Source organism: Planctomycetia bacterium, assembly GCA_015075745.1.
Classification (GTDB): Bacteria; Planctomycetota; Phycisphaerae; order UBA1845; family UTPLA1; genus UTPLA1.
Window position 1 is genome coordinate 1,656,192 of record JABTTW010000001.1, and the last position, 24,976, is coordinate 1,681,167.

The 24,976-nt window shown below is 62.0% G+C and carries 19 protein-coding genes; 7 read left to right on the forward strand and 12 right to left on the reverse strand.

What is annotated here, in order from left to right:
• The first annotated feature begins 91 nt into the window (after window positions 1-91).
• The gene (locus HS101_06505) at window positions 92-2,035 is read left to right on the forward strand and encodes an MFS transporter (protein MBE7505923.1); all 1,944 of its coding nucleotides are present in this window, start codon (window positions 92-94) and stop codon (window positions 2,033-2,035) included.
• A gap of 136 nt (window positions 2,036-2,171) precedes the next feature.
• Here the strand turns inward: HS101_06505 and HS101_06510 are convergent, their stop codons facing one another.
• The 8 genes from HS101_06510 to HS101_06545 form a co-directional block, all read right to left on the reverse strand.
• Window positions 2,172-4,952, reverse strand: a complete 2,781-nt coding sequence (locus HS101_06510) for an insulinase family protein (protein MBE7505924.1) — start codon at window positions 4,950-4,952, stop codon at window positions 2,172-2,174.
• Between the two features lie 230 nt (window positions 4,953-5,182).
• A complete protein-coding gene (locus HS101_06515; protein MBE7505925.1) occupies window positions 5,183-6,502 on the reverse strand; it encodes an IS1380 family transposase in 1,320 nt (439 codons plus the stop codon).
• A 311-nt stretch (window positions 6,503-6,813) separates the two neighbouring features.
• Window positions 6,814-7,398: a sulfotransferase family protein gene (locus tag HS101_06520; protein ID MBE7505926.1), complete on the reverse strand. Its 585-nt coding sequence runs from the start codon at window positions 7,396-7,398 to the stop codon at window positions 6,814-6,816.
• Between the two features lie 245 nt (window positions 7,399-7,643).
• Window positions 7,644-8,075 (reverse strand): hypothetical protein, encoded by a 432-nt coding sequence (locus tag HS101_06525; protein MBE7505927.1) that lies wholly within the window; start codon window positions 8,073-8,075, stop codon window positions 7,644-7,646.
• Window positions 8,076-8,305: 230 nt separating this feature from the next.
• Window positions 8,306-9,277, reverse strand: coding sequence for an N-acetylmuramoyl-L-alanine amidase (locus HS101_06530; GenBank protein ID MBE7505928.1), 972 nt, complete (start codon window positions 9,275-9,277; stop codon window positions 8,306-8,308).
• 64 nt (window positions 9,278-9,341) lie between these two features.
• The gene (locus tag HS101_06535; GenBank protein MBE7505929.1) at window positions 9,342-10,124 is read right to left on the reverse strand and encodes a tryptophan 2,3-dioxygenase; all 783 of its coding nucleotides are present in this window, start codon (window positions 10,122-10,124) and stop codon (window positions 9,342-9,344) included.
• A gap of 14 nt (window positions 10,125-10,138) precedes the next feature.
• The gene (locus HS101_06540; GenBank protein MBE7505930.1) at window positions 10,139-11,578 is read right to left on the reverse strand and encodes an FAD-dependent monooxygenase; all 1,440 of its coding nucleotides are present in this window, start codon (window positions 11,576-11,578) and stop codon (window positions 10,139-10,141) included.
• 9 nt (window positions 11,579-11,587) lie between these two features.
• Entirely contained in the window at window positions 11,588-12,100 is a 513-nt protein-coding gene (locus HS101_06545) for a MarR family transcriptional regulator (protein MBE7505931.1), read from the reverse strand.
• Between the two features lie 60 nt (window positions 12,101-12,160).
• On the opposite strand from HS101_06545, the gene HS101_06550 reads away from it, so the two are divergent.
• A complete protein-coding gene (locus tag HS101_06550; protein ID MBE7505932.1) occupies window positions 12,161-12,817 on the forward strand; it encodes an ankyrin repeat domain-containing protein in 657 nt (218 codons plus the stop codon).
• 31 nt (window positions 12,818-12,848) lie between these two features.
• On the opposite strand, the gene HS101_06555 is transcribed toward HS101_06550, so the two are convergent.
• Window positions 12,849-13,841: a hypothetical protein gene (locus HS101_06555; GenBank protein ID MBE7505933.1), complete on the reverse strand. Its 993-nt coding sequence runs from the start codon at window positions 13,839-13,841 to the stop codon at window positions 12,849-12,851.
• Between the two features lie 177 nt (window positions 13,842-14,018).
• Complete coding sequence (locus HS101_06560) at window positions 14,019-15,140, reverse strand: hypothetical protein (protein MBE7505934.1); 1,122 nt, start codon at window positions 15,138-15,140, stop codon at window positions 14,019-14,021.
• A 251-nt stretch (window positions 15,141-15,391) separates the two neighbouring features.
• Between HS101_06560 and HS101_06565 the strand changes: the two genes are divergently transcribed.
• Window positions 15,392-15,919: an RNA polymerase subunit sigma-70 gene (locus HS101_06565; protein ID MBE7505935.1), complete on the forward strand. Its 528-nt coding sequence runs from the start codon at window positions 15,392-15,394 to the stop codon at window positions 15,917-15,919.
• Between the two features lie 12 nt (window positions 15,920-15,931).
• The gene (locus HS101_06570) at window positions 15,932-18,544 is read left to right on the forward strand and encodes a serine/threonine protein kinase (protein ID MBE7505936.1); all 2,613 of its coding nucleotides are present in this window, start codon (window positions 15,932-15,934) and stop codon (window positions 18,542-18,544) included.
• A 63-nt stretch (window positions 18,545-18,607) separates the two neighbouring features.
• On the opposite strand, the gene HS101_06575 is transcribed toward HS101_06570, so the two are convergent.
• Window positions 18,608-19,744, reverse strand: coding sequence for an SDR family oxidoreductase (locus HS101_06575; GenBank protein MBE7505937.1), 1,137 nt, complete (start codon window positions 19,742-19,744; stop codon window positions 18,608-18,610).
• A gap of 324 nt (window positions 19,745-20,068) precedes the next feature.
• On the opposite strand from HS101_06575, the gene HS101_06580 reads away from it, so the two are divergent.
• Both HS101_06580 and HS101_06585 read left to right on the forward strand, forming a co-directional pair.
• Window positions 20,069-21,358 (forward strand): alpha/beta fold hydrolase, encoded by a 1,290-nt coding sequence (locus tag HS101_06580; protein ID MBE7505938.1) that lies wholly within the window; start codon window positions 20,069-20,071, stop codon window positions 21,356-21,358.
• A gap of 111 nt (window positions 21,359-21,469) precedes the next feature.
• Window positions 21,470-22,441, forward strand: a complete 972-nt coding sequence (locus HS101_06585; GenBank protein MBE7505939.1) for a polyprenyl synthetase family protein — start codon at window positions 21,470-21,472, stop codon at window positions 22,439-22,441.
• A 24-nt stretch (window positions 22,442-22,465) separates the two neighbouring features.
• On the opposite strand, the gene HS101_06590 is transcribed toward HS101_06585, so the two are convergent.
• Window positions 22,466-23,149, reverse strand: coding sequence for an HAD family phosphatase (locus tag HS101_06590; GenBank protein ID MBE7505940.1), 684 nt, complete (start codon window positions 23,147-23,149; stop codon window positions 22,466-22,468).
• Window positions 23,150-23,436: 287 nt separating this feature from the next.
• Here HS101_06590 and HS101_06595 point away from each other — a divergent pair, with 287 nt between their 5' ends.
• Window positions 23,437-24,936 (forward strand): DUF2252 family protein, encoded by a 1,500-nt coding sequence (locus HS101_06595; GenBank protein MBE7505941.1) that lies wholly within the window; start codon window positions 23,437-23,439, stop codon window positions 24,934-24,936.
• The last annotated feature ends 40 nt before the right edge of the window (window positions 24,937-24,976 follow it).

Consider the following 24,976-nt stretch of genomic DNA (forward strand, 5'->3'; position numbering starts at 1 on the left):
ATGAATCTGCCATCACGGCGATGCGCCATTCCCCGGCCGTCGGCACCTGCTATGCTACGCCCCCATGTCGAGGCAGGACCCAAAGGGGACGATGACTGACGCCGCGCGGCAGGCGGCGGGCTCTCTCCTTTCCAATCGCAACTTCATCCTCCTCTGGATTGCCTACGGTATTTCAGCCTTCGGAGACCACCTCTCCGAAATGGCCCTGCTCAGCCTGCAACACGCCCTGGACCCCGGTGTCACCGATGTGACGCGCCGGCAGGCGATCATGCTTTTCGTCTTCATGTTTCCCTTCTTCGCCTTCGGGCCGGTCTTCGGCATGGTGGCCGATCGCTTGCCGCGGAAGTGGATCATGGTTGCCGCAGATGTCATTCGAGCGGCGATCATCTTCGAGATGCTGGTCATTCTGACACGGCTGCATCACTGGATTGAGCCGGGAACGGCCGACGATGCGCCGCTGACCTTGTGGGTGGCCATGCTGCCGCTGCTGCTGCTCGGCATGTTTGCGGCCATGTTTTCCCCTGCGAGACTTTCACTCCTGCCAACACTGATTCGTCAGGACCAGCTCGTTCGGGCCAACGCGTCGACGGCGGGATTGGGCATGATCGCGTCGATCGCCTCGGCGCTGGTCGGTGGATGGCTGGTCGAAAACGTCAGCGCCACGGCGAACTTCCGCCTCGACGCGGTCACCTTCATCGCCAGCGGCATGTGCATTCTGCTGATTCGACCACCGGCCATGCCGCCGACGTCCGACAGCGGTCATGGGCTGGCCTCGCTTTTGAATGGTTTTCGATATGTGGCGCGTCATCGTCGCGTCGCGGAGATTATCGCGATCTCCGCCATCCTCTGGGCCGGCGCCTCGATCATGCGCAGCGTCATCCCCGCAATGGTGAAGGATGTCTTCGGCGGCAGCTATGCGGACATCGGAAAGTATCAGGGACTGCTCGGCGGCGGATTGCTTCTCGGCTCGATCATCCTGACGCTGCTCGGCGGCTCGCTGCGCAGTGACCTGGCCATCTCCTGGTCGCTCAAGCTTGCCGGCATCAGCGGACTGCTCGTCGCGGCTTCGGTGCAGTTTCGCTGGCATCAGGGATTCTGCGCCGCGGGCATCCTGCTCATCGGCGTCTTCGGGGCGGGGATTCAAGTCAGCGTCAACGCCCTGCTGCAGCGCATCACGCCGGACTTCGTGCGCGGCCGTGTCTTCGGCGTGCACGATCTATGCACCATGAGCGGCCTGCTCCTGGCCACGGGCATTCTTGGCATCCCGGATTGGCCGAACATTGACCGGCACATCGCCTGGATCGCCGGGCTCACGTCGCTGGGCCTCTTCGCGGCGGGCATGTGGACGACGATGGTGCGACTTCGCCGCGGTCGCTTCGGCCGGGCGATTACATTTGTCACGAATTTCAATCAGTTCTATTGTCGATTCTGGGCCCGCGTACAGCGCGACGGCATCTGCACCGTGCCGGCGCAGGGGCCGGTCATCGTCGCCGCGAATCATTGCAGCAGCCTGGACCCGTTCCTGCTGAGCGCGACGAGCCCCAACAGGTTTGTAGGCTTCATGATTGCCAAGGAGTTCGCGGGATTTCCGTTGTTTCGGAGAATCGTGGAGCTCATCGAGTGCGTGCCGGTGAATCGCTCGGCCGTGGATGTTTCGTCGATCAAGGCGGCATTGCGGCACCTGGAGTCGGGCCGCTGCCTGGGCATTTTCCCGCAGGGGCGTATCGTCTTTCCCGGTGAAGCGGTCGACGGGCGAGATGGCGTCGGGATGCTGGCACTTCGGTCCGGCGCGACGGTCGTTCCGGCCTACATCTCGGGCGTGCATCAGCGTCCGTTTCCCGGCGGCGAGTACGGCGACTTCTTCAGCCTTGTCGCCCCGCTATTGATCCGACAGCATGCCCGGGTGCGCTATGGCAAGCCGATCGACCTGTCGCCCTGGAAGGGTCGGGAAAAGGACAAATCCGCTTATGCGGAGGTGTCGCGGGTCATCATGGAACGCATCATCGCACTTGCTTCTGATGACCAAGTGGGATGACACACGCAAGGAGCGTGCAGCGACACACATTCCCGGGGGAAGCGCCCTTTGAGCGCACCGACGAGCCCACCGGCCTTGTCAGAAGACGCCGCCCCATAGCCCGCCGACATTCGCCTGCATCCGCGCGCTTGCGATGCTACTTACCGCCTGAATCGGCGATAGCTTCTCCGCGGGCTGTCAATTGCTCCGGCGCAGGCAGGCCCATGTCCTTGATCTGCGACTCGATGAGTTCCTTCTTGCCCACCAGCACGAGCAGAGCCTGATCGAGCGGGATAGCCGATGACGCGATGCTGTTGAGGTCGTCAGAATTGATCTTGGTCATCTGGCCGAGGTCATCGCCGATGGTGTCGAAAGGCAGACCGTTCTGCTCGAGCAGTTCCGCCGTGGCGACAAGGCCGGAGAGGCCCTGGAAAGACTGAACGAGGTCCATGCGGTTCGTCTCTCGTGCCTTTCCGGCCTCCTCGCTGGAGATGTCTCCGCCGCGAAGCTTCTTGAACTCCGCGAAGAACTCCTTGAGTGCCGCGCCGGTGTGTTCGGCCTGCACGTCGGCGCCCGCGGAGAAGTAACCGGTGGACGGGGCCATGTTAAAGCTCGATCGCGCCCCGTAGGTGTAGCCCTTGTCCTCGCGAAGATTCTGATTCAATCGGCTGGTGAAACTGCCGCCGAGAATGGTGTTGAGCATCTCGAGGCGAACGCGATCCGGCGTGGTGTACTTGGGGCCGGGCATGAAGAAGCGAATCACCGTCTGAACCGCGTCCGGCTTGTCGACGATGACCACGCGCATCCTGCGGTCGGTCGGCTCAGGCAGTCCGAGCGTCATGGAAGGCTTGAACGCTCCCTTCGGCATGGTGAGCTTCTTCTCATCCCATTCGCCGGCGTTGGCGCTCAACTGAGTCCCCGGCTGCCAGGCGGCAAAGTGATTCTCCAGTGACTTGACGACCTCTTCGCGCGTCATGTCACCGGCGACGAAGAACCTTGCCCGGGAGGGAACGAACAGCTCCAGACACCGCGAGCGTACGTCATTCACATTAAGCTTGCTAACAGTCTCCACCGTGCCGTCCTGCGGCCGTCCGTAGGGGTGATCGTCGCCGAAGAAGGCTCGAAGGCCGACCCGCGTCGCCACGACCGCCGCGCGGTCCTCTGTCTGCTTGAGCCCTTCGACGTGCAGGCGCTTGACGCGATCCCATTCCTTCTCGTTGATCTTCGGCCGCCAGATCGCGTCGGCGAAGAGCGAAAGCGCGTCGTCGATGTTCTCCTTGAGCCCGGTGAGATTGAGGATCACGAATTCCTGTCCCGCGGAGACGGTCATGCGCGCACCGAGCCGGTCCATGGCATCTGCGAATTGCAGCGCATCCAGATTGCCGGTCCCCTCGTCGAGCATGCTCGCGGTGAGATAGGTGAGTCCCGCTTGTTGGGGCTTGTCCTCCGCCGCGCCGCCTCGCATCATCACGGAGACATGCACGAGCGGCAGCTCGGGCCGGTGCCAGAAATTGACGGCGATACCGCCCGCCCGAAAGTGCTCGGGCGGCTGCGGTGTAAACGGCTTGTCCACGGAATCAGTGGGCTGCGTGTCACGCGCCGTAATCAGATCGGTCGCCGATTTCTCCGGGAGCACCCACATGATGAGCCGACCCGTGGGCGTCAGCACCTTCTTCGCCCAATCCCGGACGATCCCGGGCGACGGCATGCGATATCGGGCGAGATCGATTTTTAACCCGTCCGGCGTGCCGAGGTGGAATTGATACTCATTCAGCTGATCGGCGCGGGCCAACAGCGATTCGAGCCGCGAGATGGTGGAGAATTCGTGCGAAGTCTTCTGTCGCTCGAGTTCGTCCTTCGTCGGGCCTTCCTTGACGAACGTCGCGAGGACCTCATCCGTCAATTCTTCGATGCGTTCTCGCGAGGCATCCGGCTGCGCCGTCACTTCCACCTGAAAAAGCGAGCCGAGGTGACTCGAATACTGGTTCGCCGACACGTCGGTCGCGAGCTTCTCTTCATAGACAAGCTTCTTGTACAGCCGGCTGTTCTTGCCGTCGCCGAGCACGCCCGCCGCAAGGTCCATCTCGGCGTCACCCTCGGCGAAGTTCGCCGGGCTGTGATAGGCGAAGGTGAGCCGGGGAAATTGCACGTTGTCGGTATAGGTCACGCGGCGAACTTCGTTGAGGCTGACCGGTTCGGCCCGCTTGTGCGGCGGCTCGCCCCCGCGCGGCAGCGTGCCGAAGAGCTTCTCGACCAGCGGCTTAATCTGGGCCGGATCGAAATCGCCCGCGACGACGAGGCAGGCGTTGTTCGGCACGTAGTACCTGGCGAAGAAGTCTTTGACGTCCTGGAGCGTGGCGGCCTCCAGGTCTTCGTGTGAACCGATGACGGTGTGGTGATAGGGATGGTCCGGCGGATACATCAATTCGCCGATCTTCAGGTCTGCCCGGCCGTAGGGCTGCATCTCGCTGGTCTGCCGGCGTTCGTTGCGGACGACTTCGCGCTGTTTGTCGACCTTCTCCTGCGTCATCTCCTTGCCGAGGTCTTCGAGCCGATCGGCGTCGAGCCACAGCAGCGTTGGAAGCAGGTTCGATGGACCGAATGAGAAATAATTCGTCCGATCCTCCGAGGTCGATGCATTATTGAAACCGCCGCCGCGCTCCATGATCACGTCGAACGAGTTGCCCGCCACGCGCCGCGTGCCCATGAACATGAGATGCTCGAAGAGATGAGCGAACCCGCTGTGGCCCGGCTCCTCGTCCTTGGAACCGACGTAAAACCAGGTGTTGATGCAGGCGACCGGCAGGCTGTGATCCTCGTGGAGGATGACGGTCATGCCGTTGGAAAGCTGGTATCGTTCGAACGTCACATTCTGGGCCCTCGCCTCGGAGGCTGCGACCAGGATCAAGGCTGTGGCTGCGTGGGCGATCAATTTCATGTTAGTGCCTCGGAAGCGATGGGGTCTTTTGTGCGTCTGGCATGGTTACTTTCACTGCGGAAATGATAATCCAGGCGGCCTCAGTGGTCTAACCCGCATATTTCATCAGTGATCTTCGAATGGTGATGGACGGAGTTTTTCGGCTTTGTGCGTGAGCGGAGGGACGAAGGTGGAGGTTGGAGCGCGCAGGGCCCCCTTACCCCCAAGCGGTGATCAGGTTGTTTTTCGGGTCATGATGGGGCGGGCGGGATCAGGCGGAGTCGTGGAACCAGGGATCGCCACAGGTCCTGCAGGGGGCAGCTGCTCGACAGTCGCAGTACGACGCGGCGCACGGAGACGACCACCCGCGCGGCGACCTTGAGGAGTTTCAGGCGAATGGTGTTCACCTGGGCCTCGGCCAGTTCGGTGCCGGCCAGGGCCGTGCGGCGCAGCGTTTCCACCAGGACGTAGGCCGCCGAGGACAACAGCAGCCGGAACTGATTGGCCAGGAAGGCGTGGCAACTGGTGCGATCGGCGAAGAGCCCGAGCTGCTGCTCCTTGATGCGGTTCTCCATGTCGCCGCGGGCCGTGTACAGACCGTCGTAGATATCGTTCGGCGTGCGGTCGGTCAGGTTGGTCACCACGAATCGAACGTTGGGCCCCTGAACCAGCCGCTCGGCCTTGACGATCACGCGGCGCGGGCGATCCCAGGTCTGCGCCGCGTACTCGATCTCGTGGAAGTTCCGCACCTTCTGCTGCGTGGTGGCGAACTGGGCCTCGGCCGCCTGCATGAAGGACTCGGCCGCTTTCTCCAGGACGGTGTTGCGGGCCAGGCCCAGCACGTACTTGACGCCGTGCCGGTCGCACCATTTCATCATTCGCCGGCGGCAGAAGCCGGAATCCCCGCGGACGATGATCCGCACCCCGGGCCACGCCTGTCGCAAGCGCTGCACCAGCAGCTTCAGGATGGGCCAGGCGTGATGGGCCCCGTCGATGTTGCTGGGCCGCAGGTAGGAGACCAGCAGCCGCGAGCCGCAGAACACATACAGCGGTAGGAAGCAGTGGTGGTCGTAATAGCCGTGGAAGAAGCGGCCTTCCTGGTTGCCGTGGATCGGATCGTCGGTCGCGTCGAAGTCGAGGATCAATTCCTCCGGCGGCGATTCATAGGACGCGATGAACTGCTCCACCAGCACACGCGACATTCGTGCCAGGTCGCCGCGCGTGACGCGGTTCTCCAGCCGGCACAAGGTCGGACTGCTGGCCAGCGGCTCATCCGCGCTCGGCGGCCGCCCGGTCAGGACCGCCAGCACGGGATCGCTCCGCAGGGCTTGATGGTCGTTGAGATCTTCGTAGCCCATCGCAATGGCAAAGATGCGCTGGGCCAGCATGACCCGCTGGTCATGTTGAATTCGGGCCGGATCACGCGGGTCGTTGATGACCCCGGCCAGTTGATCGACCAGGCCCAGACGCCGCTCGACCTCCCGAAGCAGCAGACCCCCGGCGTCTGAGGTGAGCGTTCCGCCTGTGAAATCGGCCACGATTTTCTTGCGGCCGAGACTGGAAAAGAACATCGGTTTGCTGTTACAGTCTGTCACGAAAAAGCCTCCCTGCCTATGGACCGGAATGTTCTTACGAAACCCCAGTCTACAAGGCTTCGAGGCTTTTTCTATTCCTATTCAACGCCGACCTGATGAAATATTCGGGCTAAGAACGCCACGGGTCGGACTTATCCAATCCTGCACGATTCGGTGGAAATCTGCGGCCCACGCCGCGATGGCCCGGCCGTACCGCGCCAGTGATGCGACCGCCCCGATCCGCCCTGCCGCAGAACCGGCGGAATGCGAAACTGACGAAGAGAGTTTAGGTAGATCGCCGGGGAGTCTTAGCTCTTGCGCTGGCGGTAGAGATTCTTGTCCACGACGGCTGACATCGCGGCGGTGTCGAGCTTGCCGCCGAGAAAGGCGTTGATCGCGGCGACGTGCGGGATGGAATTCTTCAGCATGGCGTTGTAGTCCACCTCCAGCAGTTGGAAGCACGGCTGCTGGTCCACCCACTTGAGCACCTGATCGACGTGCTTGTTCAGCAGGTTCGCCATGTCCTCATCGCTGGGACCGCCGTCCTTCACGGTCCCGCGGCGCTTCATCATCTCTTTCTGCGAGGCGAGGATTTCCGGCATCGCCCTGCGCATGAACAGGACGTTGTAGCGGTAGCCCTCGGTCGGCAGGTCGAGCAGGAGCTGCGAGATCATCTTTACGACCTTGCCGCAGGCCTCCGGCAGCCAGGACTTGTCTTCCTTGATCTTCTTGACCCGCTCGAACTCGTAGTAGCCCTTGGGGTTGTCCTCGTCAGCGCTGCGGATGCCGTCCTGGACGGGCGGAATGCCGCCGGCGTCCAGCATGCTCATCATCATGGAGGTGCCGGACCTGGGTAGTCCGGAGACGATCGTGATCGCGTCGGTCGTGCTCATATCGAGTCATGCTCCCAATCGGGCGGGTGTCGCGGAGCCGTTCCGCTTGTTGTCTGACACCATGATATCAGCCAATGCGGCATGCGGCAAAAGCCCCAGCGCCGCGGACATGGGTAAAAAAGAAACCGACGCCCTCGGGATCATCCCAGACAAGGCGTCGGCTGATTGGCCCGTTGTCCATCGGCCGGCGTCGGCGTGTTTGGAGCGCCGCGCCCGCTCGACGGACGAATACGGTTCGTCGCGATTTACCAGGCGACGTAGCTGCTGCGGCGAGCGTTGGTCCGGCTCTTCGTTGAGCGGCGGGCGCTCGAGCGGCTCTTGCTGTTGCGGCGAGCGTAGCTGCGCTTGGCATAGCTCTTCTTGGCGTAGCTCTTCTTGCCGTACTTGCGGGTGTTCTTCCGGCGGCTGGTCATGCTGGTCTTGGTCGCGCTCTTGAAGCCGGCCGTGGTGAAGTTCCGCGTGATCCAGGTGCAGGCGCCGAAGCCAAAGCTCTTCCACATCTTGCTGCAAGCCTTCAGATCGTTGACGATCTGGGCGGCTTCGCTCTTCAGGAAGCTCTTCTCGACCGGATTCTTCGAAGCGGCAAAGCGTCGCTTGAAGCGGTTGAACTGGCTCTGCTTCCGGGTGATCTGAGCTTTGAACCCGGCCTTGCTGAAGTTTTTCGTCTTAAAAGTCATACCAATGTCCCTCGAGAGGCACTTTTTTTCCCGGTCCATTACCGGGGCTTGGCCTTCTCGTCGGCAGCTTCGGCGGGGCAGTTAAGCTATGTCGCCGGTCGGTCCAATTTTTTCTCAAGCATGCCGCCCGATTAAACGCCCTCCGCCAATTCCAACGACGGATGTAACTAGTGCATTTCAATCGACTTACGAGATGTATATTGGAAGAAACAGGCCGCCGCCGCACGGTCTCACTTCGCTCGCATTTGACGGAATAATCGCGCCCAATTCATGGCCGGACCGGGGTCTATTTTGTCCTCAGTGACGTGATAGTGACCCAGTATGCCCCTGAACTTCGCAAGTTCATCGGGCGACAAGACGCCCTTCCGCACTTCGCCGTTCGCCGCGCGCGGCGCATCGGGCAAGATGCGCGGTAGCGCGCGACAAAGTGCTGCGCTCAATTTCGCAAGCGAGTCGTATTGGGCGTCGGTCAGGTCGTACTGATAAAGATCGCGATCGTGAATGCGCCCGGCGACGAGCTCGCGCCGTGATGGACGGGCCACAAACCCACGCGTGCGAATGCCGGTCGAACCGTTCACCTCGTTCGGCTGAAAGACCGGCCAGCCTCCCGCGTCGGGCTTATACCACTTGTCGAATTCGGCCTCGTCCTCATAGGCCCCCATGTTGGCGATCTCGACGCCGACACTGCGATCGTTCGCCGGTCCGCTGTGTCGGGCGCGCTCCTTCACGTCCAGCGTCTGGTAGATGGTTCCGTCCACGTCGAGCAGAAAGTGCGAGCTGAGCCCGCGCATGTCGTGCAGGACCTTGAAACAGACCCGGGACGTGCCGCACACGTCGTAGTGCAGGACGAACAGATCGATCTGCTGCTGCAACAGCGGCAGCGTCCATCCCTCGCTCCACACGCGCTGAGCCACCGAGGCGGGCAGGTTCCCCCGGAAAGTGTCGTACCGCGCGGGGGACGACCGGCGGCGGGACTCGGTCGGCATCATGCGGTCGGGCGTAAAGCGACACTCGACGCGATAGGCGTCGTAGCCCCCGGGGTCAGTCCACAGGACGACGGGTGCGCCGGTGTGGAAGAATTGGCCGCACACCACGATTTCATCACCGGTTCGCGCGACCGGCTCTTCGGCCGCACGCCTGGCGCATGCCCCGATGGCGATCGAGATCGAAAGAGTCGAGAGGGTAACGACCGAGGCGCGCAATTTTCATTCCTCGTGGATGCCCTCTTGCATGGGGGCACCGGGGCAACAGTCCCGAGTCCATGCATCACATACGGTGGCGGATCGCCCAAAGGTCGTGGAACACGGGCTTGAAGAGCGACTCTTTCAAGAACGGCACGCCGGGCGAGCCGCCGGTCCCCTGCTTCGAGCCGATGGTGCGCTCCACCATCTTCACATGGCGATAGCGCCACTCCTGCAAACCCTCGTCAAAGTCGGTCATCAACTCGAAGAGGATCGCCACGTTCGGCTGGCTCATGTACAGCGCGAGGATGCCTTCCTGAATCTCTTCATTAGATTCGTTGGCTTTCGTGATTTCGCGCGAGCGAACCGCCTCGGGGATATTCACGCCGCGCTGCTGAAGAAAATCGTAAAAGTGATCGACGACGCTGCGCTCCTTGAGGCGGCGCTCGATGGCGGCGAGGCCCGGCGCGTCGTCCGGCAGATACTTGAGCGTCGCCGCGCGCTTGTAGCCGAGACAGAACTCAACCTCACGGAACTGCGTGGATTGAAAACCAGAGGCAGTCTCCAGCCGGTCGCGAAAGCTGTTGAAGCTCGTCGGCGTCATGGTCTCGAGGATGTCGATCTGGGCCACCAGCGTCTTCATCACCGTACGGCATCGCTTGAGCGTGTGAATCGCGGCGTACAATTCGTTGTTTGAGAAATCGCGCTTAATCTTGTCCAGTTCGTGCAGAATCTGCTTGAACCACAGCTCGTACGTCTGGTGAATGACGATGAAGAGCATCTCGTCGTGCTCCGGCGGCGTCGAGCGGGGCTGCTGCAAGCCGAGCAGGCTCTCCAGTTTCAGATATTCGCTATAAGTCAGCGGCATGATCGGCGGGTCCCCTACTTCTCTCGTAACCGTCGGCGCACAACGACACGCGCGTACATTACCATAACCACCGTATAGACGATCGTCGCCATCAGCGTCAGGGCCTGCGGCGCTTTCATCGTCCCCTGAATCGCCAGGACGGCGGCGGGCACGACGATCATCCACAGGGCCGCGACAACAGCCACGACCATATCCTGCCGCCGCGCCTTACGCACGGCCTGTGCATACGGCGTTCGGGTAAACGATACCATCGTATAAAGCGGCGTGAAGCTGCCGGGCAGCAGCGTGTGCAGGCTGCGCTCAAACTTCTTGCGCCATCGAAACGCGCGCGAGGCGGTCTTGTCGCGCATCTCGTAAAAGTTCTCCACCGCCAGCGTCGCGAGGGCGTCGCAGTCCGGCTTGCGGATGCGATCGTACTCCTCGAAGACGCGCTCCCAGTGTGGAGCGTGCGCTTCGATGCACTCATCCAGAATGATGCAATCCTCAAAAGAGGCGTTGGCCCCCTGCCCGTAGAACGGGACGACGGCATGGGCCGCATCGCCCAATAGCGCCACCTTCCCGCCATAATGCCACGGTCCGCAGCGCACGGTGACCATGGATCCGGTCGGGTTGCCGTTGAAGTCGTCGAGCAACGTCGGCATCAGCGGCAGGGCGTCGGCGAACTCTCGCTCGAAAAGCCGCCGCACGTCGTCATCCGTCTTCAATGCCGCGAAACTCGCCGGGCCTTCGAACGGATAAAACAGCGTGCAGGTAAAAGACGCATCCGGGTTCGGCAGGGCGATCATCATGAAGCTGTGCCGCGGCCAGATGTGCAGCGCGTTCTTCTCCAACGCGAATCCGCCCGACGCCGTCGGGGGAATCGTCAGTTCCTTGTAGCCGTGGCGAAGGTGATCCTGCCAGTAGTCGAAGCGATCCAATCGCTGCATCGAACGTCGCACAGCGGAAAACGCCCCGTCGACACCGATCACAATGTCACCCGTCGCCTCGATGGGCTGATTGGTTGTCGTATTGATCAGTTTCGCCGCCGGGCGATCGAGATCCACCTCGGTGCAGCGATGATTGAAATGCACGCGCACATTGGCATGCTTCTGTGCTGCCGCGATGGTGGCGCTGTTCAGCGCTGCGCGGCCGATGGAGTTGATGTGTAGCGCCGGGTCCTTGTCGTACGGCTGATAGTGCAGGTCGCCATGGGGGCCGTGAATCATCCGGCCGCGCATGGGAATGGCGCTGGCCAGGACGTCGCCGGCGATGCCCACGCGCTCCAGCGCCGCGATGCCCCGCGTGGATAGCGCCAGATTGATCGACCGACCGCCGACGAAGTTGCCCGCGTTCGGGTCTTCGCGTCGTTCGTAGAGATCGACCTCGTAACCCCTGCGGCCAAGATACGCGGCAAGCAGCGCCCCGGAGAGGCCCGAGCCGATGAGCGTAAATCGCGGATGGGCGTTGTCAGCCATCGGGCCTATTTAACGCGAGGGCTTCGATGTCGCCAAGTTGTCGTGAATCGTGCGCTCGAGAAGGGCGACCGCCTCGGCGAGCGTGCGCTTTTCGGCCGCTCGCAAGGGCTTCAACGCGTCGGCGAGCATCTGCACCCGGCGGCCGCGGCCTTCGGACATGATGCGACGCCCCTTGGCGGTGGCGGTCAGGTGAATGACGCGGCCGTCCTTGCTGTCAGCGTCCCTGCGGACGAGGCCGCCGGCGACGAGGTCGTCGACAATCCGCGTCATGCTCGGCGGGCGCACCTGCTCTGCCCGGGCAAGGTCGCCCAGCCGCAATGGACCGCCGAACACGATGACGGACAGGGCGGATAGCTGCGGTGCGGAGAGCCCGGCGGCCTCATCGACCCGGCGCAGACGGCGCAGGAGGTGGATGGCGGCGGAGTGGAGGCGGTCGGCGATCTCGGCCGCGTCGGCGGGCGGTTTCGCGCCGATGCGGCGGCGGGGGTTTTTTCTGGATGGCGTCCTTGCCGGTCGGGTCATCATGGGCTATATTAGTTAGCGCAACTAACGATTGTCAAGTCTGAACGGGAGGATTCGGCAATGGCGGCTTCTGCAACCGCGGCATTCGATTTGGTCAAGACGGGCGATATCGACGGCCTTAGGTCGCTGCTGGCATCCGATGCCTCGCAGGCCTCGGCGCGAAACGCGCAAGGGCTCTCGCTGCTGATGTTTGCACGATACCAATTCAAGCTCGACGCGGTCGAGGCGATCCTCGCCGCGGGGGCATCGCTCGATCTCTTCGAGGCGGCGGCGCTGGGGATAGTCGATCGGCTGCGATCTCTTCTCGATGCCGACGCGGCGGCGGCCAATTCATTTTCACCTGACGGAATGACCCCGCTGGGGCTGGCGTGCTTCTTTGGTCAGCCGGAGGCGGCGCGGCTGCTCCTGTCGCGCGGGGCCGATGTCAACACGGCGTCACGCAACCCGATGAAGGTCGCCCCGATCCACGCCGCCGTCGCGGGCAAGAACGCCGAAGTGATCGACCTGATTCTCTCCAGCGGTGCCGACGTGAACGCAAAACAACAGCAAGGCTGGACGGCCATCCACTCCGCCGCCATGCACGGCGACCTCGCGCTACTGGAAAAGCTCCTCGCCCGCGGCGCGGACCCGATGGTGATGAACGACGACGGCAAGTCCCCGCTCGATCTTGCTATAGAGAAGGGGCAAACCGGGATTGTAGAGCTGTTGAGAACTTGAACATGCAGAGACACGAGCCTTCCAACTTCGATCACCACAACACAGTGACAAGAAAGATATTCAAGGCTGTCAGAATGAGGATGAGCTGCGAGATCAGCACAATCGAGACCGGCCGCTCAAACCGCAAGTAGTACTTGAACGCTGCGATCAATCGGTACGCCCAAACGATAGCAGCCATTCCAAACAAGACCAACCACCCGTACAGGTAAGACATCAATGGCATGGCGAGCCCTCCAGGAGTCCATGTAATTCCCACTATGGCTAGAACGATGAACACGCCCACGCACGGCCACGTAATGACGTCGCACGAATACACAACTATTCGCATGAGATGAGGAAGTCGAATGCTTGTACGATTGAGCGTTCGACGAAAGATAATGAAGATTGCCTGAGTTAACCAAGGCCACATAAGCAGGAGAGCCACCATCGCTCCTGTCGGATTGTCCTGGCCAAAAAGGATTCTCCTTACAATTCCGGTCGTCGTGACGGGCCATTCGGCGGCAAGATAGGCTTCTATTGATCCGAATTCTTGGGTAAGTTGATCGAGATACTCCTTCGACACGTATTTCGGGTTACCTCCGTTACTCAGCATGAAATTCCATTGCATCGTGTTATTCGCTCGAACAAGTGGAATCAGACACGCTAAGAGTGTCCCAACGGAAAGAAAAAATACCGCCGCAATGTACAGCCAATACACCACGATTCGCCCGGGGTGTGACGGTTGCCCCGGGTGAAGCCGCCTCCAAAACCGAATCGGTCGCAGATGCCCAGCAAACGTCTTGAAGAACGACCAGACATTCCGCTCTGGGTGATGCTCAAACAAATACGGATGCAGCCGCTGCGTCGGGTCCAACATCTCCCGCCAGCCGAACCGATACCCGCACTCCGGGCACCGCGGCTCGGCCAGCCCGCGAAGGTTGTACTCGCAGAGCGGGCAAGCGATCTCCTCGGTGATCGCATCCCAGCCGGGCGGCCCTGTCGTCGGCGCGGCTTCATCAATTTGACCTTCCGCGATGTGCGTCATCCCGATTGCCTCCAGCCCGCTGCGGCACAGTCCCTGAGCACCATTGTGCCCGCAGCCAGTGATATTGCCCATGTACAGATACGAAATGCGGCAACGCATCACGGCTTGAGGAGTATGCTAAAGAAGTGCTTTGGTCTCGGGCATGAACCGGTTTGGCGTGCGGTCCGCCAATCGGCCTTAGATGCAGAGGACAAGGTTTACGAACGCGGAGATGTCGAGGCCGTTGGTGTCGCCGTCATCGTTGACGTCCGCATTCATCGTGTCGCAGTTGGGGTGACTGGCGGCGTAGCCCGCCGGGTCGATCAGCAGTTGAACAAACCCGTCCAGGTCCTCCAGGCTGACGTGTCCGTCGCAGTTGGCGTCGCCGGAGAGCGGCAGGAACATGAGAAACACGACCCCGTTGAGCCCCCCGCTGCCTGAAGGAATGAACGTCCCCAGGTTTGAGCCGTCCTGTCCGCTGAATTTGACCACTGAGTTGTTGGCGATGCTGGCGACGTAGATGTTATTGTCGGCCCCGATGGCCATGCCGGTCGGCGCCGTGATCGAGGGAATGAAGCGATCGATGAAGGCGCCCGTCGTCGCGTTGTAGCGATGCACGCGATTAGCCTGCTCAGCGTTGACGAGCACCTCGTTGCAACCGTAACGAAACAGAATCGTGCGCGGGCGACTGAGGAGAGTCAGACCCACCCCGCTTGCGATATAGGTGTTAATGAAAGCGCCGGTCCCACCGTTGTATCTGAGCACGCGATTGCTGAAGTACGAGGGCACATACAGATTGCCGTCAATGCCGAAGATCATCCCCGCATCCGGCCCGTTCAGGGTGTTGGCGCCGGTGGGCACAAACACATTGAGAAACGCGCCGGTCGTGCCGTCATAGCGAAGGACGGAATCATTATCGAAACTCGCCACGTAGAGGTTGCCGTCGGGTCCAAACACCGCCGTGGTCGGACCGTTGAGCCCGCCGGTCTCGTCCACCATCGGCGTACCGGGATCGTCGAAGATAAACTCGTCGATATAGGCGAAAGTCTGCCGGTCGTAGCGCAGGACTTTGTTCGATTCCTCGCAGCTGACGTAGAGCCGTCCATCCGGTCCGACCGTCACGCCGAGCGGGCCGTCCATATCGCCGCCCGGTCCGAGGTCGCCGATGTATGCGCCGGTCGTCGCGTCGTAGCGGTGCACCTGGTCGGAGTTAAACCCGCTGGCCAGCAGCACGCCACCGGCGATGGCCGGGGTGGCGCATAGTCCAATAGTCACGATGACGGCGATGCAGAATGCGAGGCGGTTGCCAATAGACGCCATGGCCTGGTCCTCCAAGATGAGAGTCGGCGCGCACCTTCCCCTTAAGTAGCGCCGTCCGGCGTGTTGCGATTCGTTCCGGCATGTCCGACCGACTCGGAATCCGTGAATTCCTGAGTCGTTCTGGGTATACTCAACGAGGATCAGTGCCTCGCCGGTCCCGCCGAATACAGAAGCGCACACCGTCGGCCCGCGCGGCCAAAATTTTTTCCGCCCGGCCGGCGATTAACTGACAAACGCTCCTGAGAACCACCATGTCGAGAATCCCGCATACCCTGCACAACGCTCAGCCGCTCTCGACGGTGGTCTATCGCTCGCTTCGCGCCATGGCGCATCGCCACCTTGCGGGCGAACGCCACGACCACACCCTCCAGCCGACGGCCCTGGCTCACGAGGCGTACATTCGCGTCTCCCATCGCGCCGACGGGTTTCCCGCCGATCCTGCCCAGTTCCTGTTGGCGGCCGCCGGCGCGATGCGATGCATCCTCGTGGATCACGCGCGCCGCCGAGCCGCGCAAAAGCGCGGGGGCGATGTTCATCGAGCAAGAGCGCCGGTCGATTTGATCCAGGCCGACAGCGCGCGAGTCGACCTGCTGGCCCTCGACGAATCACTGAATCGCCTGCGCGAACTGGACGCTCAACTCGCCCAGGTCGTGGAGATGCGGTATTTCGGCGGTCTGGGCGATGCCGACATCGCGGATGTTCTCAAATGCTCGACCCGCAGCGTGCGCCGCGCGTGGAGCGTCGCCCGTGCGTGGCTCGCGCGGGAACTACGGCCCTAGAGGGAAAGTGAAGTGAGCGCGGCGCCCTGGTCTCAGGTTCGACGGATCGTTGAAGCGGCCATCCATTGTCCCGCTCATCGTCGTGACCGGCTGCTCGACCGCGCCTGCAGGGGTAGTGCCGACCTGCGCCGGCAAGTCAGCGACCTGCTGTCTCAGGAGCTGCCCGACGAATCATGGCTGGAGTCGCCGGTCGCCGGCGCTGCAACCCATCTGCTCGAATTGTCTCATCTGGTCGGACGAACCGGTTACATCGGCCGCTATCGCATCGGCGAAGTCATCGCGGTCGGCGGCATGGGCGTCGTCCTTCGCGGCATCGATGAATCAACTGACCATCCGCGCCCCGTAGCGATCAAAATCCTCCCCCGCGGCCTCTGCACGCGGCGCACCCTGCGCGCCTTTCGGCGTGAGCGGCGACTGCTCGAGCAACTGAACCATCCCAACATCACGCAAATACTGGAGTCAGGTCTCTGCCCCGACGGACAGCCGTACATCGTCATGGAATTAGTCGACGGCCATCCGATTGACCAGTATTTTCGTCTTCATCCGACTTCGCTCGAAGATCGCCTGTCCCTGTTTCGCGCCGTCTGCCTCGCCGTGCATTACGCCCACCAGAGCCTCATCGTTCATCGCGATCTGAAACCCGGCAACATCCTCGTGGGCACAGGCGGCGTTGTGAAGCTGCTCGACTTCGGCATCGCCAAGCTGCTAGATCCCGACGCGCGTGCCGCCGGCTCGAAGACCGAGACGATGATGGATGCCATGACGCTTCAGTACAGCAGCCCGGAGCAGATTCGCGGCGAGCCCATCACCACCGCGACGGACGTCTATTCGCTGGGCGTGATTCTCTACGAGCTTCTGGCGGGGCGTCCGCCTTACGACTTGTCCCGCAGTTCCCGCTATGAAGCCGAGAAGACGATCTGCGAACTGACGCCGCAAAGTCCGCGCGAGGCGTCCATGGATGGCGGCGCCGAGTGGAGTTCGGCACTGGACCGGATCGCCATGATGGCCATGCACAAAGAGCCGGGCAGGCGTTACGCATCCGCCGAACAGCTCGCCGAAGACATTCGACGATATCTCGACGGTGTCACCGTCATGGCCTACAAGCCCGGCCGATTCGAGCGGGCCATTGGACTGATGAAAAAACACCGTGTAGCCTTCGGCGTGGCGGCGGCTTCATTCGCGGCCGTCTGCACGCTCGCGATCGTGTCGGCCTTCGCGGCGCACGAGGCCACGGTCTCGCGCGACCGGGAAAGAAAAGCGCGCCAAGTCTCGCAAAGCATCAACGGTTTCATGAGCGAATTGCTGGCGATGGCCCGTCCGGAGCGGCTGGGGTCGTCCGACTCCGGGCTCCATGTCCTGCAGGAGGCGTCGGCCTTGGTCGAACATGAACTGGGCGATCAACCGAACATCGCGGCGGGCGTGTACATGCAGATCGCCAGCGCCTATTTCAATCTGCGCCGAGACGCCGAGTCGATTCGCAATTATCGAAGCGCCCTGGCCTGCCTGCGCCGAAGCGACCCCCCGGACAAGGAGCGTCTTGCCGAATGCCTCGGTTCACTCGGCGCGGCCTTGTCCTATCGCGATGACGAGGAGGGACTGACCCTTCAACGCGAAGCGCTTCAAATTCGCCGCGAGCAGTACGGTGAAAATGATCTGCGCGTGGCCAAAAGCATGCACGGCGTGGGGTTCGCACTGACGCGCTGTGCCCGACCGCCGCGATACAAGGAGGCCGAGGAACTCTATCGCGCGGCCTTGGATATGCGACGACGACTGGGCGCCGAAGAATCCGCCGCAACCGCTCACAACCTTCACGCCCTCGCTGCTCTTATGCGTCATCAAAATCGGCTGGAGGAATCGGCAACGCAGTATGAGCAGGCACTCGTCCTGAGCCGCCGCGTGCTGCGGCCGCTGGACGGGCAGCTCATCGACCTCTTGAATGACTATGCCGCGTGCCTGCGCGATCTGGAAAGATGCGAACAGGCGAAGGCACTCCTAAGCGAGTCAGTTACCCTCACAACCCAGGCCCTTGGAGAAGTAGCAGGGTCCGGCACGCTCTCAAGCCTTGCATCCCTCACCTGCGAATGCGGTGATCGTGACTCAGCATGGCAATTGATCAATCAGGCACTTGCCCAATTGAGCCGGGCCGTCAGCGCCGACCGATTGGGTCCGGCGGCCGATCGCTGGCGAAAGATCACCCAGGAACTGGGCGAACAATCTCCGAAACCCCGGATTGAAGCGTATCGGGAGTTCATCGCAGACCTGCCGCTTCGCGAGTCAACGCTCCGGGTGCCGCCGAGCACCTATTGCCACGTGCTCGCTCACCTCGCGGCCATCGCCGTGCAGACCGGCGAACATCAACTGGCGAGTGAGGTCGCCGGCGAGGCGATTCGCGCATTGGATGCGCACGACCCGGAAAGCTGGCCCATACGCATCGAACTGCGACAAACGATGGCCCAAGCGCTGATGGGCGTGCACCGAACTCGCGAGGCGCGAGCCATTCTCATCGAGGTCTACAACGCGCTTCGCGAGCGCCGGGGGCCCGATCATCGCGAGACCCGAAGCGCGGCGGATCAGATCGCCGCGATTGACGGCATATCTCCCACGCAATCGACGACGCTCAATTGACGCGCGAGACCATGTCCAAATCGGACACGCTTACAAATCATTGACGCAGGTTGTGAAGTAGTGCTATTCGCCGCGCTCGTGGCGGCGGGTGGCGCGCTGTCCCCAGCGCTGCTCGACCGCGTAGCCCAGGAGCGTCGACAGGCGCTGCAATGTCAGGGCGGGGTAGTCGATGCCCAGGGCCTGGCGAACCTCGCGCGTGTTCGACTCGTCGAAGACGGGCTGGTGCTTCAGCCGCGGCATCAGCAGGTCGTACTTCTCGAACATCAGCGATTCGACCACGGTCTTGTCGGCGGGCAGGTCGTGGCTCTCGGCGAAGGTGCCGCCGGTGATGCCGAAGAAGTCCTCCAGGCCCTTCTTGAGCAGGTCCCACGTCGGCGGATTCGGGTCGGTCAGATGGTAAATCCGGCCGTGCAGCTTCGGGTTCAACACGATCTCCGCGACCATTCGGGCCGCATAGTCTACCGGCACGAGGTTTTGAATCCGATCGTCGGCGCGGCCGGGAATGCGATGCGGGATGTGCGACACGTGTCCGTTGCCGCCGCCGAACTCCGCCTTCAGCAGACTGATAAAACGAACAAACTGATAAAAGCCGCCGAACTGGGTGGTATAGCCGTTGGTGGAGTCGCCGATGATGAAACTCGGCCGCATCACCGTGAGCTTGTTGCCGTTGCCGTTTGACCAGTTGGCCAGCATTTCCTCGGCGACCCACTTCGTCTCTTCATATTCTGTCTGAAACGATGCCGGACGAGGATGAAAGACCTCGCGAATCGTCTCGGTATGCGAACCGCAAACATACGCCGTGCTGATGCTGTGAAACTTCTCGACATGGTGCCGGTCGGCCCATTCCAGAAGCGTGGCCGTGCCGTTGATGTTCGTCCGGTGCGGTTCGCCGTTGCCCTTCGAGAAGAGTTGCAGGCTGGCGGCACAGGCGAGGATGTTGTCCGTTGGGCCCCACTCGCCGTCGGGCAGGTCCTCCGGCAATGCGCCTTCACGAAGAATCAACTGGCCCGACGAAATGTAATCGTCGATTTCCGCACCCAGCGGCCTTAGCATGCCGGCGAGGCGGCGACGCGAATCCTGTAACGGCGCCCGCAGAATCGCCACGACGCGGCGACCGCGGAGCAGAAGCTCTTTGAGGACATATTGCCCGAGGAAACCGGTCGCCCCGGTCATCAAAGTGGTCGGCTGGTGGTCCGTCATGCGTGGTAATACCCGTTCGTCTGGGACGCCGAAGGTGTCAGAAGCTCCTGATCGGCACTGATACTAAGAACGAGAGTCCCCGTCCGGTTAACCGCGACTTTACGCCGGACGACTCCCTGCCGACCCCAAGCAGGAGGCGGCTCGATTCGAATGGAACATCTTCAAGGCTGTAAGGGAGGTTAGCAAGCGGAATTGTCGGGGACCGAATTCTTCCTGCCCTTCAGGGTTTCACGTCCGAAAACCGTCTATAGACCGGAAATCGGGCCTGGCGATGCAGTGTCTTTCTCGCATTCGGGGCTTCATGGTACAGTTCGACAAGCCCACATGATCCTCAGACCCTTCTCCGAACATTCGTTTCCCTGCCTCAAGCCAGAACTCATTCTTGCGCCTCCGGACCCCGCCGGACCACCCATCAATACCCGGCAGTGGCTCTCCCTTGCGCACTCAAAGTTGGCCGCGCTCCTTCCCCCGGGTCGCCCAGCCCTCATTACCGAGCAGTTGGTCAACTCCGACGGCTCGCCCGCAGATGTCTTCGCCCATTTTGGGATCGACCGCCAGCGACTCCCGAAGCTGCGCGGCAACTGGGACGGTCTCGCACACACGGCCCAGGTCTCCGGCGACAATAAGAACCAGGATGCCACCACCCCTCCATGGGAGGGTTTTGAAGACGTCAGCATTCCCGGTGCGGGCGGCGTGGAGATTTGCGGGCGACTCGGGCGAGTCAGGAAGGGAACGGAGTCCGCCAAAGCCGACTGCCTGGTGATCCTGCCCGGCCTGCTGGGGGATAACAACGTCCTGCGAACGCGTGATCTGGGAAAGGCGCTGATGGCGCATGGCTACCACGTCCTGGCACTGGAACTGCGCGGCCACGGCGACACCTATCGGGCACAACCCGAGGTCCGTTACACCTTCGGCGTGCAGGAGACACTGGACTTGCTCGCGGTCTCGCGATGGCTGGAGCAGCAGCCCTGCGTGCAGGAAACCGGGCTCGTCGGCTTTTGCTGGGGCGGCAATCATGCCTTGCTGGCCTCGTGGATTGACGGCGCGACGCCTGATCATCCCGGCATCATGAAAGACGTGGCGCCCTATTATCGCGAAATCGGCGGCCAACGGCACTATACACGCGGCGTCATGGCATTCTCCTCTGTGCTTCGATATGAAAAACTGATGACGGAGCTGGATCGGCCGTGGTCACGGTTTGAACATCCGGCCTTCGCCGGCCTGCAAAACTCCGTCAAGACACGCATGACGCATCGAAATTATCCAAATCCTTCCACAAGCCTCAGGAAGATTATTGAGGACGACCTTTGCAGCGCGAGCATGAGTTACCCCGGCTTCGTCGAGGACGCCACCCGGTTTGTCTGCCTGATGGAACCGCCTGGTTCGCCCGGATTCAACAAACTGGCCACTGCCCGGACACCGACATTAATTGTCCACGCGGCCAATGACCCGTTGGCGCCTGCCCAGGACGTCGCGGACCTGATATCGTGGACGACGAATCCGATGGTCGCGGCGATCATCCTGCCGGGCGGGGGACACATCGGCTTTGCCGCCTACGCCACGGCCTTCTACTTCAGCCTGATTTTGAGCTTCTTTTCCCGTGTCAGGAAATAGGGCCCGTTCATGCCCTGGGTGAGCTTTCAATTCTTGTGAAAGAAAACGGCGGTATTGAGGGCCGGCCTTGCAAGACTCTAGAATCCAACCGCACAGTCGCCCGGAGCAGCCATGAAGACGATGCCCGACCTGACAACGCCGATCGCCAATGAGCTCGATCGCGTCATCGAGGTGTTCGACCGCGAGCTCGGCTCCGATCTCGCTTTCGTGACCGATCTGGTCGACCAGGTGCGGCGCTATCGCGGCAAACTGCTTCGCCCGCGCCTGCTGCTGCTCTCCGGCGCGGCGACCGGCCGCATCGGTCAGGAACACATCATTCTCGCCGCCGTCGTGGAGATGGTCCACATGGCCACACTCGTACATGACGACGTCCTCGATGAAGCCGACGTGCGTCGCCGCAGCCCGACGGTCAATCGCCTGGTCGGCAACGAGGGCGCCGTCCTGCTCGGCGACTTCCTCATCTCCCACGCCTATCACCTGTGCAGCAGCCTCGACTCGACCCACGCCTCTCAGCGCGTCGCCGCGGTGACCAACACCGTCTGCGAAGGCGAGTTGATGCAGATTCACCATCGCGGCAACGAGGAATTGAGCGAGGCCGACTACCTCGAAATCATCCGCCGAAAGACCGCCGCCCTCACCAGCGTCTGCTGCGAGCTGGGCGCCTGGGCCAGTCACGCCGCCGCCGAACAGGTCCGGCAAATGGCCGACTTCGGCATGGACCTGGGCATGGCGTTTCAAATCGTTGACGACCTGCTGGACCTCACCGGTACCGAGAACGAACTCGGCAAGACGGTAGGCCGGGATGCAGACCTCGGAAAATGGACCCTGCCGGTGATTCGATTCCGCGATACGGCGGATGCTGAGGAGAAGTCTCGTCTACTCGCAGTGATGCGCGGTAGCAGCGACGATCGCACGGCCGGCCTGCGCCGTCTGCTGGCCGGCTCCGATGCCGTCTCATATGCACTGGAGGCGGCACAGGGCTACGTTCGATCCGCCCTCGCCCGCCTGGCCGAATTTCCTCCCAGCGAGGCCCGAGGCGGTCTCATCGCCGCCGCCGAATTCATCGTCACGCGCACGCATTAACGACTCCCCCCGCCGCCCACAAACCTACGCCATGATCTGAGCGAGCAGCGTTTCATCGAGCTCCGTCAGGTCTTTGATCTGTCGGTCCGCCTCGACGGCCGGCGCTGCGATGGCGTGCGGACACACCTGCACGACACGCATCCCGGCGCGCTTCGCGGCGGTGATGCCGTGGGCGCTGTCCTCGATCGCCAGACATGCCGAAGGCATCAAGTCACCGTGCCGTCCGGCGAGCAGTTCGATCGCCCTCAAAAATCCTGCCGGGTCGGGCTTCGAAAGCGCGACTTCATCCGTCGACACAATATGCTCGAAGGCGTCCAACAAGCCCGCGTGTCGTAGTATGGCCTCTATCTCGACGCGCTGGGCCCCGCTGCAGATCGCCAATGGGAATCGTGTCCGCGCCCATCCCACAAACGACTCGACGCCCGGCAGGAGCGGCAGGCCCCCCTCAATGTGCCGTCGATAAGCCGCGTCTTTCTTCTTGAGCAAGAGCTGTATCGTCTCATCAGTCGGAGACTCGCCCGACTCGCGGAACAATCTTCGAAGGAACGTCGCGTCGTTGAGGCCGAGATAATCGGCGAGATAGTTTTCCCACGTCGGCACCTGCAAGTCGCCGTCCAGCACATCCGCAAAGGCCCGATGATGAAGCGGCTCGGTATCGGCTATGACGCCGTCGAAATCAAAAACGATCGCCTGAAGCATCGTGACCATGTTAATCGCCAGGTCGTTCCGTGTCGGCGCCGGCTCCAAAAGAGCCGGCGCTAATTGTCCCCACGAATATCCTGCGCATTGCGAAGGCCGTCGCGGGTCAGGTCGCTGCGCTCGACCGGGCTCGGCATCATGTTGGCCCCGACGAACAGGTCCCTGAACGTCGCGAGATCGCCGACGTGCTCGCCGAAAGTGCGGACAAGTTGTCAACAGGCGCCTTTGGCGGCCTCACCGAACCGTATTATCATGTCGACAAAATGATGAGCGGCGAAGTGACCGGGAGGATTAAGTTGAATCACAAAGATGAGATCTCGTTGTTCGCCGCCCATTTGGGTGACCGCTTCCGACGACTTGCCCGATTCGCAATCGCACTACTTCTCCTATCCCCTCTTGTATGCGCGCGAGCCGACGACGGCCGCGCGGCGAAGAATTCACGGATTGCCGCAGACGTCTTTCCCAGAATCGCCGATCTCAATGCCCATCTCTCCCAGGAAAAGGCGACGGAACTACCCATGAAGATGCGGAGCCTTGTGAGCGGGGAGTTTCAGTTCTACCGCGGCTCGGCCGACCTCTTCTACGACTGGTGTGCAAAAAACGCATCCGACTGGGCCAATGACAAGGACGCATTCCTGCGACTTCACGGAGATATCCACATCGGCAACATCGGCACCCTCCGCGTCACCGGTCCCGGCGGCACGGCGATCGGGTTCGGCCTTGTCGATTTCGATGAAACCGTTGAAGGGCCGTTCCAGCTCGACCTGCTGCGCGGCGCGGTCAGCCTGCGATTTGCCGCGCGCGATCAGGACAGCCCCCTGGCCGACGAATCGTGGCATCGCGTGGTGGCGGCCATGTGCGATGCCTATGGCGAGGCAATCAGCGGTGATGTTTCCGTCACCAGACTAGAGGCGGAGTACAAGCCAATTCGCAAGCTGATGGACGACGCGTCAAGCGGCAAGCCGTGGAAGCACGCGAAAAAATACCTCGTAAAAAAGCGTGACGACAGATTCGCCCGCATACGCTTCAAGAAGAAAAAGCCTTCAGACATCATGAGCCCCGTCGATGCCAACGCCCGAAGCGAGGTCGTCGCGGCCCTTTGGGATGCACGCAATCTGCGGGGCACGCGCCTCGTCGACTCGATCGGTCTGTCCGACCGCGATCGATTGGAGGCCGCCGTGCGCGACGTTGCCCGCTGGACGCGGCTGGGCAGCGGCGGCAGCCAGGGCCTCGACAAGTTTCTTGTCCTCCTCGACCGGAAGGTGATCGGCGAGAACGGCCCATTCATCATCGAGTTAAAGGAAGAACCGGCGTCCGCAGCCGAGCGGGCCGGATACCTGGCCGCATCAAAGAGCGGAAAGACCCGGGCCCGGGATGTCGTCGAGGGGCACGAAAGGCTCTGGATGCAGTCGCCCTGGTGCGTCGGTTACTCCGCCATCGGCGACAAGGGATTCCTTGTCCGCTCAAAAGGTCCGTGGGCCGAGGAGTTGGACGAAGATGACTTCGAGGGAATGGCCGGCACGATGCGCGCCGCGAAGATCATCGGTAGTGCCGTCGGGCTGGCTCACCGGGCCGGGCTGCGAAGCGCAACCGGGAATAATCAGGCCGTCGTGCAAACAATCCAGAGCCAGCTCGCGAAGTCAGCGGGAGAAATCGAGCAAAGGGGAAAGCAGCTCGACGATCACCTGCGCGCTCAATTTACCAGTCTGAAGAACGACCCCCGGGCCGCCAAGCTCGTGCAGCAGGCCGACGCCTTCATCGCGTCCGCGTTGCGCAATGGGTCAAGTAATCGATGAGTGAATATGAGGAGTCACGGGCTGGTGCCGCCCCGCGGCT

Coding starts and splice junctions, on each gene's coding strand:
- HS101_06540 (MBE7505930.1), bottom strand. CDS start 11,578: ATGGCTGACAACGCCCATCCGCGATTTACGCTCATCGGCTCGGGCCTC.
- HS101_06580 (MBE7505938.1), top strand. CDS start 20,069: ATGATCCTCAGACCCTTCTCCGAACATTCGTTTCCCTGCCTCAAGCCA.
- HS101_06510 (MBE7505924.1), bottom strand. CDS start 4,952: ATGAAATTGATCGCCCACGCAGCCACAGCCTTGATCCTGGTCGCAGCC.
- HS101_06585 (MBE7505939.1), top strand. CDS start 21,470: ATGAAGACGATGCCCGACCTGACAACGCCGATCGCCAATGAGCTCGAT.
- HS101_06590 (MBE7505940.1), bottom strand. CDS start 23,149: ATGGTCACGATGCTTCAGGCGATCGTTTTTGATTTCGACGGCGTCATA.
- HS101_06575 (MBE7505937.1), bottom strand. CDS start 19,744: ATGACGGACCACCAGCCGACCACTTTGATGACCGGGGCGACCGGTTTC.
- HS101_06525 (MBE7505927.1), bottom strand. CDS start 8,075: ATGACTTTTAAGACGAAAAACTTCAGCAAGGCCGGGTTCAAAGCTCAG.
- HS101_06515 (MBE7505925.1), bottom strand. CDS start 6,502: ATGTTCTTTTCCAGTCTCGGCCGCAAGAAAATCGTGGCCGATTTCACA.
- HS101_06550 (MBE7505932.1), top strand. CDS start 12,161: ATGGCGGCTTCTGCAACCGCGGCATTCGATTTGGTCAAGACGGGCGAT.
- HS101_06520 (MBE7505926.1), bottom strand. CDS start 7,398: ATGAGCACGACCGACGCGATCACGATCGTCTCCGGACTACCCAGGTCC.
- HS101_06565 (MBE7505935.1), top strand. CDS start 15,392: ATGTCGAGAATCCCGCATACCCTGCACAACGCTCAGCCGCTCTCGACG.
- HS101_06505 (MBE7505923.1), top strand. CDS start 92: ATGACTGACGCCGCGCGGCAGGCGGCGGGCTCTCTCCTTTCCAATCGC.
- HS101_06560 (MBE7505934.1), bottom strand. CDS start 15,140: ATGGCGTCTATTGGCAACCGCCTCGCATTCTGCATCGCCGTCATCGTG.
- HS101_06555 (MBE7505933.1), bottom strand. CDS start 13,841: ATGACGCACATCGCGGAAGGTCAAATTGATGAAGCCGCGCCGACGACA.
- HS101_06545 (MBE7505931.1), bottom strand. CDS start 12,100: ATGACCCGACCGGCAAGGACGCCATCCAGAAAAAACCCCCGCCGCCGC.
- HS101_06535 (MBE7505929.1), bottom strand. CDS start 10,124: ATGCCGCTGACTTATAGCGAATATCTGAAACTGGAGAGCCTGCTCGGC.